10 protein-coding genes are annotated in these 13,478 nt (G+C 56.1%); 8 read left to right on the top strand and 2 right to left on the bottom strand.

Annotated elements, in window-relative coordinates; genetic code table 11:
- Window positions 1-33 precede the first annotated feature (33 nt).
- From JO972_RS09680 to JO972_RS09670, 3 genes are all read left to right on the top strand, one after another.
- Window positions 34-2,946: a LamG domain-containing protein gene (locus JO972_RS09680; RefSeq protein ID WP_309489837.1), complete on the top strand. Its 2,913-nt coding sequence runs from the start codon at window positions 34-36 to the stop codon at window positions 2,944-2,946.
- A 252-nt stretch (window positions 2,947-3,198) separates the two neighbouring features.
- Window positions 3,199-4,113: a DMT family transporter gene (locus JO972_RS09675; protein ID WP_309489836.1), complete on the top strand. Its 915-nt coding sequence runs from the start codon at window positions 3,199-3,201 to the stop codon at window positions 4,111-4,113.
- An 18-nt stretch (window positions 4,114-4,131) separates the two neighbouring features.
- Complete coding sequence (locus JO972_RS09670) at window positions 4,132-5,310, top strand: amino acid aminotransferase (RefSeq protein ID WP_309489835.1); 1,179 nt, start codon at window positions 4,132-4,134, stop codon at window positions 5,308-5,310.
- A 53-nt stretch (window positions 5,311-5,363) separates the two neighbouring features.
- Here the strand turns inward: JO972_RS09670 and JO972_RS09665 are convergent, their stop codons facing one another.
- A complete protein-coding gene (locus JO972_RS09665; protein WP_309489834.1) occupies window positions 5,364-7,649 on the bottom strand; it encodes an autotransporter-associated beta strand repeat-containing protein in 2,286 nt (761 codons plus the stop codon).
- Window positions 7,650-7,854: 205 nt separating this feature from the next.
- Between JO972_RS09665 and JO972_RS09660 the strand changes: the two genes are divergently transcribed.
- The 5 genes from JO972_RS09660 to JO972_RS09640 all read left to right on the top strand — a co-directional run bounded on the left by JO972_RS09660 (window position 7,855) and on the right by JO972_RS09640 (window position 12,332).
- The gene (locus tag JO972_RS09660; RefSeq protein WP_309489833.1) at window positions 7,855-8,253 is read left to right on the top strand and encodes a GAF domain-containing protein; all 399 of its coding nucleotides are present in this window, start codon (window positions 7,855-7,857) and stop codon (window positions 8,251-8,253) included.
- Window positions 8,254-8,324: 71 nt separating this feature from the next.
- Complete coding sequence (locus JO972_RS09655) at window positions 8,325-9,227, top strand: DMT family transporter (RefSeq protein ID WP_343221572.1); 903 nt, start codon at window positions 8,325-8,327, stop codon at window positions 9,225-9,227.
- Between the two features lie 135 nt (window positions 9,228-9,362).
- Window positions 9,363-10,385 (top strand): hypothetical protein, encoded by a 1,023-nt coding sequence (locus JO972_RS09650; protein WP_309489831.1) that lies wholly within the window; start codon window positions 9,363-9,365, stop codon window positions 10,383-10,385.
- A 2-nt stretch (window positions 10,386-10,387) separates the two neighbouring features.
- Window positions 10,388-11,398, top strand: a complete 1,011-nt coding sequence (locus tag JO972_RS09645) for a hypothetical protein (RefSeq protein WP_309489830.1) — start codon at window positions 10,388-10,390, stop codon at window positions 11,396-11,398.
- Window positions 11,399-11,504: 106 nt separating this feature from the next.
- Complete coding sequence (locus JO972_RS09640; RefSeq protein ID WP_309489829.1) at window positions 11,505-12,332, top strand: putative capsular polysaccharide synthesis family protein; 828 nt, start codon at window positions 11,505-11,507, stop codon at window positions 12,330-12,332.
- Window positions 12,333-12,398: 66 nt separating this feature from the next.
- Here JO972_RS09640 and JO972_RS09635 read toward each other — a convergent pair whose 3' ends face one another.
- Complete coding sequence (locus JO972_RS09635; protein ID WP_309489828.1) at window positions 12,399-13,469, bottom strand: thioredoxin family protein; 1,071 nt, start codon at window positions 13,467-13,469, stop codon at window positions 12,399-12,401.
- Window positions 13,470-13,478: the final 9 nt, after the last annotated feature.

Raw genomic sequence — 13,478 nt, 5'->3', positions numbered from 1 at the left:
CCCTCTATCCCCCAGATAAGCCCTCCAGCAACCATGACCCTTCCAAGCATTTACAAAACGCTGTTCGCCACCCTGATGATCACCAGCATGAGTGCTCACGCTGGTCTGGTGGGGCATTGGACATTTGATGAAACCAGCGGCACCACAGCCGCGGATTCCTCCGGTGGCGGATATCATGGCAAGGTGGTGAACCCGAGCTGGACACGCGGACTGATCGGAGGTGCACTGAAATTTGACGGCAGCTGCCAGGTTGTCGATTTCGGCACGGTGTTATCGAACACAGCCAACGAGCTAAGCATTGCGGTCTGGTGCTACGGAGCCCCTTCGAAACCTGACGGCAATCTCTTTTTCGCCCATGTGAATGGCGAGCCAAAGCTCAACGCCCACTTCCCTCACAAGAATGGCCGGATCTACTTTGATACCTTCACGTCTGCAAAGCGGGACCGCCTTGAGAAGGCCTACGCCAGAGATGAGGAATCACTGCTGTGGGGAAATTGGAATCATTGGGTGTTCACCAAGAATGCCTCGGAGGGATCGATGAAAATCTATGTGAACTCGCAGCTGTGGCATGAAGTCAACGGAACGAATACCCCGGTGGATCCGTCTGCCGATTTCATCATCGGTAGCGGCCACAACGATCAGTTCTACCACGGTGCCCTGGATGATTTTCGAGTATACGACCATGCTCTGTCGGCCAGTGAAGTCACCACGCTTTACAAGGCATCGGCCCCACCTCACTCCCTTGTTTTAAAAGCGCCTAACGGCCATCGCATTCCCAAGATCATGGGAGCAACGGCCGACACAGCCATGCTCACAGGCTTTGATTACTTGAACTGGTGGGGCATCACCGAGCACCGGAGCTGGTTTAAACCGAGCTTTTCGCAATTGGCCGACAATAGCAGCATCACCTCCGCAGCGGCCTTTGCCAAAGCATCCGAAGATATTCGCAAGAACCCCATGCGCCAGGCCAGCGCGTCGAACTACTACATCGACTGGAAGCATTTGCACACTGAACTCGAGCGTCATGGCGTGCCGGAACACATGCAGTATCTGGCAAACCACGACATCATGGCGATGCTCGTCAGCTCCAGAGACATCAGCAAAACGCCGATCACTGGCGACTGGGAGACCATTTTCAGATACTGGAAATACTGGTATGCGATCGTCTACCACTATGCCTCGACCTATGATGTGACGATGTATCAATACCGCAACGAGCCGCACCACTGGATCAGCTACGATGTCTGGGAAAGCCACTGGCTGGTGCATGCCGACGCCACGCGCAAAGCGATCGCCGATGTGAATGCCGCATTTGGCAAATCCCTGAAACCGAATCTCTGCGGACCGGTCTGCGCCGGCTCATACTGGGACAACAGCCTGACCGAACCCTACGTCAAAGGCAAGGAAGGCAGCAGCCCACACAACTGGGGCAACATCTCGTGGAAGAAAGTCAAATACGACATCTTCGGCAAGTATCGGAAAAACAACCCGCTGAACTATCATTCATACGATTACCACCGCTACGGCGACGCCTTAGGCGCGGAGAAGATTATGCTAAGAACGCGGAACGACGTCGCCACCGCAGACAACGACCCGATGCCGGACCTCCCTCTGGTCATTTCAGAATACAACACCAATACCGGCGGCACCTTTACCAAGAAGAAACTCGATACCGAAGACCTCCATTTCGGCGTCACGATGGCGCAAATCCTCCAGGTCTCCGGCGAGCACGGGCCGAACGGACTCGGCGAGGACGGTGGGATCTTTATTTTCAAACTCGGAGCCTCACAAAAACCGGAACTACTCGAGGGCGTGGGAAACAAGCTGAGCTATGTCAGTCGTCAAGAGCCTAAAAACTATGGTGGGATCACTCGCGGTGGCGCCTGCTTCCAGATGTATGCCAAGCATTTCTGTGGCGGCAAACCCTTGGTGCCGGTCGAGGTGGTATCCGGTGCCCATTATCAACGCCGCACCCTGGCAGCGATCGATGAGGCCAAGCAGATGTATTATATCTACGGATCTAACACCTCAGGTGTGGGCGTTCCTGTTTCGATCGATCTCAGCGCGCTGAAGGTCGAAGCTGGCGCGGTGGTGTCGCTGCAACGGGTCGATGAATACAACACCGGCCAAGTCACTGAGCTGTTAGCGTTAGATCACGCGAAAAAGTTGTCGTTTGATGCGCCGAACTACACCGCCTACTTGATCAAGGTGCCCATGGCGGGCGCCGTGTCAGCCCGGATGCAGGTCATCCCAAGCGAGGACACCACCCAACAAGTCGCCGCCACCGAGAGCCTCGGAGCAGCCGCCACCATAAAGGTTTCCAACCACCACTCAGATCCCTCCCAGCGTAATGTTGGGTTGCTACGTTTCCGTCTGGGGTCCCCGGCAGAGATGCAGCAGGTGCTGCTGAAAATCTCGGGAAGAAATAGCGGAAGCGATCAAAGCGAACGCGAAATTCTCCATGTTTATGCCGTGACCGATACCCACTGGAGCGAAGGCTCTGCGATGCAATGGGCGGATGCGCCGGGGCTGGGGAAATACCATATCACCCAAACCACCATGGGGTCCACCGATGGCACCGGGGACATGATTGATATCGAAGACAACCACGCCGGCTACAGCAGTGGCGTCGGCAAAGGGCTCGGACTCTACGGCGAGTTTCTCGGTGCAGTTTCTTTCCACGCTTCAGATTACCGGCACAACTACTTGGACGTCACCGATTACCTGCAGTCCGTGGCCGGTGACAAGCCTACGATGGATGTCACCTTCGTGATCGCCCGCACGGTGCGCTATAACGTCAACGAGTATTCTAACAGCTACTATCATCGCGGAGACTATCACTACGATGGTCGGGTGGTGGAAATCGCAAGCAAAGAACATGCACACCAAGCTCTGCGCCCAGTGGTGATCTTTTCCAAGGGGAAAGCTCAAGCATCGGGTCAGTAATTCAGCGCGCAATTCACACCCTTTCAGGAAGGATTGTTGCCAAGCTATTTGTGCCGGACAAACCGAGGGCATCAGCAAAAAATCAATACATTACCTTAACGATCAGTGTCATAAGGAAGTGCGCAATGACGGGATTCACGAGGCTGAGCGACCTTGCCGAATGCTCATCGCTCGCTGTGGAATCCTGCAAGATGTTTTTGCCAGGACAGAGTTAGAATTACGGTGTCATCTCAAGAGCTGACCTCCGTCGCTATGCACACTCTCGCCGATCAAGTTCAAGTCCGAAGAGGCTTTCTCAGTCCGAAAACCACCGGCTACCTGGTCCTCTACAGTGTGGTGATCATCTGGGCTGGTTTCGCGCTGACTCTGCGAGCGATCAGCACTTCCGGACTGACCACAGCGGATGTGGCGCTGATACGTTTTGCCGTTCCCGTGCTCGCTCTGCTGCCCGCCTTTTCCAGTCGTTTCGCCGAGTTTAAAAAACTTCGCCTGCGCGATGTGCTCATGGTGCTCTGCGGAGGCCTTCCCTTTTTCTTCATCGCCTCCGCCGGTGCCCGCACCACTTCCGCCGTTCATGTGGGAGCCCTGGTCGCCGGAACCGCGCCCCTCTCGGTGAGCTTGGTGTATTTCCTAATCGACCGTCGTCGATTGCCTCGCCGTCAGCTGTTACCTCTCTCGATCATCATCGCCGGGGCCTTGGGTCTGATCATCGCCCAGCCTGCGGGCATCGATCCGGAGACGCTCCGAGGCATTGGCTACCTTCTCGTCGCCAGCTTGTTCTGGGGGATCTACAGCGTCGGCCTGCGGAGCTCAGGGCTGGATGCCATCGGCAATGGCATCGTGCTCGCAGTGGGCTCATTGGTCATGCTGGTGACGTTGATGCTCACCGGCGTGGTGCCCAGCCATCTCGATAGCATCACCTTGCATCAGGCTGTCCCCTTCCTGTTGATTCAGGGCCTGGGGGTCGGGCTGCTGTCCACCGTCGGTTATGCCTTCGCCATCTCGCGCTTGGGCACCGCCAAGAGCGCCACCATCGGCTCGCTCGCCCCCGCCCTCGCTGCCATTCTGGCCGTGCCCTTCCTCGGTGAATCGATCACTTTCAGCACCGCCATCAGCGTCTTCCTCATCACCGTGGGAGTCATCTTATCCAATCGATCCGCGACCTAACACTCACCTACCGGCCTCATGATTTCCCGACTCGCCCCCGCAGAATCCGATCCTCTTTGGGCGCTCACCACGGCATTCGCTCACGATCAACGGGAGGAAAAAATCGACCTGGTCGTGGGAGTTTACCGCGACGCCGAGGGCAAGACACCCGTCATGCAGGCGGTGCAGGATGCCGAAGCTCGATTGGCAGCTTCCGCGGCGTCCAAGTCCTACCGCTGCCTGTCCGGCAACCTCGAATTTATCGATGGCATCTCGCGCTTCCTCCTCGGACCGGACAGCCCGGTGCTCGATCGCCAATGCACTATCCAAACCGTCGGCGGCACCGGTGCCCTGCGCTTACTCGCCGACTTCATCCCGCACATCTCCCCCGGCGCCACAGCGTGGATTTCCGACCCCGGCTATGTCAACCACCACCCGATCATGTCGGCGGCCGGTCTCAAGCTCGGTGCCTACCGCTGGCAGGAACAAGAGCACGATCATTCCCTCGATCTCGCCGCCGCGATGGAAGACCTCGCCGAGGCCCAGGCTGGCGATGTGCTACTGCTCCACGGCTGCTGCCACAACCCATCGGGCATCGACCCCACGCTCGAACACTGGCAGGCATTTTCAGATCTTTGTCGTGAGAAAAAACTCATCCCTCTCGTGGACATCGCCTACCAAGGTTTTGGGGATGGCATCGAGGAGGATGCGGCCGGACTCCGGCTGATGGCCCGTGAACATGAACTGATGCTCGTGGTCGCCAGCTGCTCAAAGAACATGGGGCTCTACTGCGAACGCACCGGGGCGGCGATGATCATTGCACCCGATGCCAAACCGCTGGAAAATATCCGCTTCACCTTGGAAAGAATCGCCCGTGCGAACTACTCGATGCCACCCGATCACGGCTCTTCCGTCGCTGCCATGCTGTTTCAAGATCCAGAACCATGGCTCGCAGAGCTGGAAGCCTGCCGTCGTCGGGTCGCAGATATCCGCCGGGATCTTGCCGATGAGCTGCTGAAGCTTGGCGCTGCTGAAAAATTTCAGAGCCTGCGCTATCAAAAAGGGATGTTCTCCCTGCTGCCGATAACACCGGCACAAATGGATCGCCTACGCCAGGACTTCGGCATCTACGGCACCACCAGCTGCCGCATCAACATTGCCGGCCTCGCCAGCCACCAGACCCCAGCAGTTGCCAAGGCACTGTTCGCGGTTTCCTAAAAACCTAACGAGCCACGTGCGGCGATCAACCGATTGACCGGCTGCGTCACGCGCTATTCGTCATTCGGTTCCGCCGAAGCTTCCAAGCGGGTAAAGAGCTTCGGTGTTGTTTGCGGATCATAGGGAATGTACTGCTTCACTTCCGTTTTCCCATTTCCAAGATCGGTTTCATTGATGATGTAGCCAGTCACACTATACATGGGGACCCAGAGAGATAAGTCGACAGAAACCATGCCGGTAGGTGATGTATATGCAGATTCATCTGTGCGAGTGAATGTGAAACACAGGTGATCGCTGCCATTGACATCTTCCACCGTCGGGACAGGGAGACTCTGCCCATCATCGCTGCTGGGAGCAGAGCCGAGGACAAACTCGATTCCATTGACCAATCCGTCACCATCAGGGTCGGCAGCATACTCCGCTTCTGCGCCGGTGTAGCCGTGATCATTGATCCAAGCCAGGTAAGGGTCAGCCGATGTGTATTTGAGAGCGAGTCCAGTAGTCGATGCATCATCAACCACCGACCAACTGCCCTCAAGTGGTGAATCACTCAGGTCTTCGATCTCAAATTTATCCGCGTCAAAGCCAGTGAGCGAACCAGACAGGATGACAAACTTGGCATTCCCATCGATGAAATCACTGATCGCGTCCGTATCAATCCGAATCACTGTGCGACTGCTGCTGGTTGCATTGATCGTTGTGCTATTGGCACTAACAGTCGGCCAGCCAACTCCAGCACTCCCGACCCACGAGTCGGGAGACCACTCCACGATGCCACCGCTCTCCAGGAAAACTCGGTCAGCGACCATGACGCCCACCTCGTTCAATCCAGGGCGGAGCACTCCGCCGCTACTAATACGCAGATCATCCACCTGCCCAACACCCGAGAGAACCCCGGTGCCGGATACTTCCGTTTCGTGGCTCAGACCGGTAGTCGCGTGCAGCTGACCATCATCGAGTTTCAGTTCTCCCTCTTCGATGATAATGCTGGATGGGTTAAGTTGACCCTGCACGGTCAGGACTGAGTCTCCCTTTTTGGTAACCCGAGATCCTTCGTTACCCTGAATATCGCCACTGTAGGTCTCATCCATATCTTGAAAGATGGTCAGACCGCTAACCCCCACCGTCATATCCCCACTGCCGGACAAGCGGGGGATGGACACATGCCCATTCTTGATATCGACATGACCATCTTCAAAGAGGCTAAACCTGAAGAACTCATCATATTCCCCAATACCCAATCTCAGAGTGCCTGACTTAACGATGATTGAATACAAAGAGCCATTACTACCGGGATAACGATTAATCCCATTATTGATCTCCACCGTGCCTTCATACTCACTACCGTCATCACCCACTTGCACCTTCGTGTAACTACCGTCTGGGTCGATATTCAGTTCACCATCGATTTTCAACGTCGCTCCAGTCTTAGCTTTCAATTCCAAGTACCCACCGCCCGTATACACAATAGGATCGGTGCTATCCAGCGTGCCGGAAGTTCCTGAAGCAGACAGCACCACACGCGCGGGGACATCTTCAGATGTTACTACCGCTCCCACTAATTCCAATCCGTCCTCGAAAGACCAATCGGATGTCCCCTCGAAATCCAGAGTGCCAGCCAAGATAACTGGGCGGTCCGAGATCGACACCCCATCCCCGACGACCAATGTGCTGTCTTCAGCAATACTTAGACTCTCGATGTTCGGTGAAAGAGCGTTATCGTCCAGTAGGGACAATGTCCCAGCCGTCACATTCAATGGCGCACTAAACGTGTTATTTCCAGCCAGAGCCAAGGTTCCGGTGCCATTCTTGGTAAGACCAACTCCGCCATAGTTTGGTAAATAACCACCGCTTAAGACACCGTTAATCGTCAATGTTTGGCTCTCATCAGCATTGAGCACCAAATCTTTGTTGTTAGTGGCCACTCCCCCATTAAGGACAATATAGCCATTGGTTGCGCTGATGCTTGCCGAACCACCATTCACACTAATACTTGGGGCAAGCGTGGCAGTCCCGCCACCGTCATTGAGGATTGTCTCATTGAGGCTGATGGTTCTTGATGCCCCCCCTAGGCTATAGCTTAACCTGGAGCTGAACTCTATGCTACCTAACTTGGTATCGCTAACGAGATATGGGGACCGCGATTGCTCACTGAAAAAGTCCCAAACGGCAGCTCCTGTGCCCACACCTTGCCCATGCGGAGGGGCAGTGTTGGATGACCAGTTGGCTTCTGTCGTGGTATTATTGTTAGCACCACCTCCTAGCCAGGTGTATGTATCTCCATGACTATAAGCGGATAGAGAAACTAACAATAAAGCCGAAAAGTGGGGTAGACGCATAGCGGCACTATTAAAACACTGTTTAGTTAGTCAATAACAATTCATAATAAACCCCACGTCGATAGGTTCATTTTCAATCAACTAACATCTCAGTGGCGTATTACTAGGCATCAGTATCCCCTAGGAAAATACCCTTTGCCTAACCGCTTTCTCACTGGACAGTTAGCCTCTCCGATTTCAGTTTGTCTGCATGAGTGAATTAGACATGAAACTGAAAACGGCCATGGAGGAATTTGAGTGTCAGACCGGCACCCTGCATCAAGCCGAGGGCGAGTGGCTGATCTTGAAAAGCGCCATCGGAGTGCCGGATTTCCTGATGGATAAAATCTCCAAAATCCCCTTCGGCAAAGGCATCGCCGGCGTGGCTGCAGAAAGTCGCGGACCGGTGGAGCTGTGCAATCTACAACAAGACCTCGGTGGAGTGGCCAAAGAAGACGCCCGCAAAACCGGCGTCTCCGGCTCGCTCGCTGTGCCTATTTTTTCCAACGACGGCGAGCGCGTAATCGGCACACTGGGCATCGGCAAGGTGAAGCCCTACGAATTTTCCGACACGGAAAAAGCCCGACTGGCAGAGATCGCCGTCGAGTTCGGCCAATTATTTTAGGTCACGAGAGTCGCGATAAGCCTCCCCTCTTTACTCACACCCGACACCGAATCAGCGAGCCGTGAGTTGACATCTCTCCGGATCCGTTCTGTATCCGTCTTGCCATTCATCCGACTCTTCAACTCCACCTGCTGGTTCTTATTTTTGCAGCGACCACCATCCTGGGGCGGTTGAGCAGTTTAAGTGCCTCGGTGTTGGTCACCTGGCGCTGCCTTCTGGCGACGCTCGGGGCGATGCTCTGGGTGAAATGTATGTCCGATCGCAAACTCTGGCTCGGCAAGGTAGTGGTGGCCAAGCTGATGGGAATCGGCGTGCTCATCGGCCTGCACTGGCTGTGCCTGTTCGGCGCGGTGAAGATTGCCAATGTCTCGATCGCACTGGCGGGGCTGGCCACCTTGTCCTTGTTCACCGCCTTCGCAGAGCCCTTGCTGAATCGTGGCCGAATCCGAACCTACGAGGTCATGCTTGGGCTGTTAGTCTTAGCGGGCATTGTGCTGATCGCCGGCACCCAGAGTGCCTACTTCGCGGGGCTTGGCCTGGCACTGGTGAGCGCCTTTTTGGCGGCGATTTTCATGGTGGTGAATAAACACATGGTGGTCTCCGGCAGCGACCCAATGGTGATGGTCTACTGGGAGATGATGGCAGCCGCAGCCGTCTGCAGCCTCGCCATCCCGGTGTTTGATCCCGGCGGGTATGGCGCCATGGCTTTTTCCGATCCTACCGAGTGGCTCTGGCTCTTGATTTTGGCCTTGGTCTGCACCGTCTTTGCCCAGGACTTTACCAATCGATTGCTACGTCAAATCAGCGCCTACAAGCTCAACCTCGCGGCCAACTTTGAACCTGTCTATGGGATCATGGCCGCCGCCCTCATCTTTGGCGAACACGAGGAACTTCGGCTCAGCTTCTACCTTGGAGCACTCACGATCGTGCTGGCGAATTTCCTCCAGCCACGCTTGCAACGCCGCTTCGGTTAGGGGTGAAGGATGAAAAATGGCTCCCTGTTTGTGAGCACTTTGACACCATCCCAGTCTTTCGTCCGCACCTGCACGTCATAGGTTACCCTGTCTGACGCAGGCCTCCTGCGTTTGCAACTAAGACGCACCGCCCCGATGAAAACCGCTCCCGCCACGTCGTTCAAAACCCAGCTTTCCAGCGGATTGCTGCGCACTGCCTTGGTGCGCCTACGACGTCATGACAGCTCCCTTGAGCTCGCTGCGGCAGTTCTTCGCCGCACGGCATTGTCGCCCGACATCTTGATCGCTCACCTTCTGACGCGCACCAATCGTCGGCTCCGTCAGCGATCGATCCGGGCATTCGATCGCAGCGACCTTGAGAAGCTGCAGAGCGACATTCACCAACTCCTCCAAGCGCTGCACTCCGGCCATGCTCCGGAGGAAAATGTTCGGACTCTGCGCTATGCTCAAGCGATGCTCGCCGGAAAATTCTCCGAGGCCTACACCCTCTGGAGCGACTTCCATAACGGCGAGCTCAACCAGTCGCCGGTTTCCTGCGACCAAGGAACGATCGCCTTGGTCCTTCCCGGGACGCCAAGCTCTGACGCGGGGGACTCCATTGAGGCACATGACTTCGTCGGCCGCACGACCCGACCTCCATCCGAACCTGAACACCAAGCCAGCCAAGGGACACGTAGCGACATCCTCTTTCTCAACATCCACAATGCCAAGCGTCTCCTCCGTCAGCCAGCAGAAGCTTCAGCCCCCACTTCCATCCTCCCGCGCAAGCTCGCAGGTCGGTCGACTGGTGGGCACAACGTGCGGTTTGAAATCGACAACATCCGCGGCACCACCACCCCCTTCACCTACATCACCCTGCGTGTGGTCGATTGGTGTCTGCGCCAAGGACTACGCCCGACGCTTTACCACGCCGACTTCTACCTCAGCGAGCAAACCTACCTCAACCCCACCCACCACGGCGCAAAAACGGTGAACGAACGGGCATCGATCCTGTGGTCATACTTTTCCCACGATCTGTTCTTCGCCCACGACTATCTGCGGAAACTCAAGCTAGACGGTGTCATCCACGCCGAGGGAACCTTGGCTGAACTACTCGATCTCGATGGGCCATCCTTCGCGGCCCGTGCTGAAAACCACCACGGCACAGCCGACCACTGACTATGGCTGACGATGATGCATTACTCTGCGTGACCCACTCGCCGCTGGTCACCCGTGTCTGTCAGGCGGCTATTCGACAGCGAAACATTCCGCGTAATCGGGTAGCTTGGGTCGGCCTCCGATCCACCCTGCCTCCATCGACCCCCGGCCATCTGGACCTGATCAACGACCAGCTCAAAAACGCGATCAAGCGGGGAAATCGAAGCTCTTATCAGGAAGCTCGCAATCGTTTGTTCAGCCTACTCGAACAAGTCCTACCGGGGCCCTTCAACGTTCTGCTCCCGCATACCAACGAACCCAGCTATCGCGAAATCCTCGCCCATCCCCGCTGCCGCGGCTGGGGATTTGTTGAAGAGGGTTTCACCTGCATGGACTGGGAAAGCCGCAATCAATCGAACTTGCCGTGGCGACGTCGACTGCGCGATGCCTTGCGCTACCGCTTGGCTGGAGCGCAACCGAAACGCCCGATGTTCGATCACGCCGGCAGCCAATTCCTCGGCGCCTACGCGCTCTCGCCCCGTGGCTTTGCAGGCATGCCTCAACGCATCGATATTCGCGATCACATCCCCCCATTCCCTGACGGTGAAGGTCGGCGTTTGATTCTCGTGTTAGATTCCAGTTACATCCACCGCGGCGTCATCTGGAACGACTACCTCGAGGCGCTACTCGATGCCGCCACACAGCTAGCCCCGGGCCACGACGCACTCTGGCTCAAATTCCACTTTGCCGATCTCTCCATCAACGCCCATTTTCAGGAAATCGGCCATGCCTGGCAGCGCCGTGGACAGACCTCCACCATCCAGCTTCTCCCAGCAGATTTCTCCATCGAAGATCACCTGCAGACCAACGACACCCTGCTCACCGGCGTCAGCTCACTGGCCTACTATGCTGCCTTGAGCGGGCTTCGAGTGCACAGCTTCGCCCCAGCGCTGAATGGCTGCGATCTGGGCCAATGGAGCCGCCGAGGTCTACTCCCGGATGATTTCATCGAAACGGTGCCCTCCGTTTCGTGACTCAGACTTTCGCTTAAGCCGAGTGTTAAAACGCTTGCCAAGTATCGGCCTGGCCGTTTGTTTTAAAACATCCTCCCGCAGTAGGCGGGCTTTCCACCACTCAGTCATGCTCTTTTTACAAGTTCGCAAACGCAAAGCCAAAATACGTAAGGCCCGCGAAAAGGTCGCCGCCAGTGTCACCGGTGGCGCCCCTATCTGCATCGTCTATCAGATGGGAAAAGTGGCATCGACCTCCATCTACGAGGCGTTGAAGGACCGGACCGATTGCTTTGGCTTTCACACCCACTCGCTCAACCGGGCGAACATTGACAAGAATCGCTCCCATCAAGGAGACGAGGCCTTTGCCATCGATAAACGGGGGCAGCTTTCCGACCAGCTGTCGGCTAAGATCGTGGAACCCAGACTGCCAGTGAAAATCATCACCCTGGTCCGCGATCCTTTTGAGCGAAACATCTCTGCCTACTTTGAAAACAACCGAGCCATCCGCAAAGGTTTCCAACTCAACCAGGAGAATCTGAAAAAGCTGATCGATGATTTTCTGAACAACAGCAATCACTTGGGACCACAGCGATGGTTTGAGAACGAGTTCGAACCGGCGCTGGGTGTCGACATCTTCGCTCATCCCTTCGACCCGGTCAGCGAATGGGGAATCATCCGCCAAGCACCTTACGATATCCTGGTGCTGAGAACCACCTTAGACGACCGCAAAAAGTCCGAGCTGACCTCCGATTTCCTGGAGCTTCCCGGTGTCAACATCGAACGCCGGAACTCGACCACCGACAAGTCGCTAAAAAAACTCTATCAGGAGTTCAAAAACACCGTCGTTTTCCCCGAAGACCTCGGCCAGCAGATTTTAGAGTGCCGGTATACCCAGCATTTTTTCACCGCCGCCGAGATCGAACGCATGAAGTCGCGCTGGGTCACCGGAGCTTAGCGGCTTGTTCTCCTGATGGTGGAGCAAGGCGAAACCTAACAACGACGTTCCTCGACGAGAATCTCATCATTTTTTCAAGGTGATCATCATGTCGCTGCGCAGAAATTGGCAGGTGTGATCGCTCTTGGTGCAGACGTAGTAGAAGGCGGAGGCTGAGATCTTGTCGGGCAGAGGCTGACCGGCTTTTGGGTGCAACTCGAACTCAACGACCCGCGTTTCCGCGCTGCTGTCCGACTTCGGCAGTGTTGGGATTTTCAAATCGCGCACCTCCACGGGAGAATCGGGGTCGAGATGAAAGCTGACGTTACCGGCATCATTGGTCCACGTTGTTAGCTCGCCGGGTTGCAGGGTGAGATGAACGCGCACGGCGGACTTCTTACGATTGGTGGAGGCGACGATCACGGTGCGAGAGCTCACCAGTCCCTTGGTATCACGCGCTACTTGGCCTTGGGGGTCGGGGTGCTTGAGAGCTGTCTCTTTTTTCCCGCGCCCAGCAGATCGTGAAGGAACCGCGAACTCCGCGCCCGAAGGTTCCGCACTCAGTGGTAGTGCGACCTCTCCCCGCTGCGAGATATCGCGGCGAGCTTGGCTAACCCAATCGTAAAACGAGTAAGGTTTATCAAGGCGGGGACCATACTGCTGAATGCGCCGACGCCAGATGTATTGGTTCGGGTTGAGCTCCAGCGCGGTCTGCCAGTGGCTCATCGCCTTGGCGAAGTCGTCAAATTGCCTCTTTTCAGAATCGAAGCGCATCCGGTAGGCCACACCAAGTCGGAAGTGCGCCGTCGCATTCTTCGGCGACTGGGCGAGTAGAGACTCTAACTCCTCGATCCCCCGCGGCAGCAAGCGGACCGGCTGCTTTTCCGCCTGGTCTGAATACGTCGTTTGCAGAAATCGCTGAAGGTCTTTCGGCTTGGGGTTGCGATAGCGGATGATGCCGTGTTCATCAATGAGTAGGGTGATGGGCACGGCGGAGATGGCGAGATCATTGAAGGGATCGGACAAGACCGGCCAGTCCATCTGCTGCCATTGCATATAGAGCGCGGCCCTATCAGGGTGCTGCTCCTGCACAATCCCAGCGACAGCCAACTGACCATTGGCGACGAGTTTCTTTGTTTGCTGATGCCAACCTGGCACATGCCTGCG

This window comes from Oceaniferula flava (genome assembly GCF_016811075.1).
GTDB lineage: Bacteria > Verrucomicrobiota > Verrucomicrobiia > Verrucomicrobiales > Akkermansiaceae > Oceaniferula > Oceaniferula flava.
Note: the sequence above shows the minus strand (reverse complement) of the source record. Positions and strands in the feature narration are given on the sequence as shown.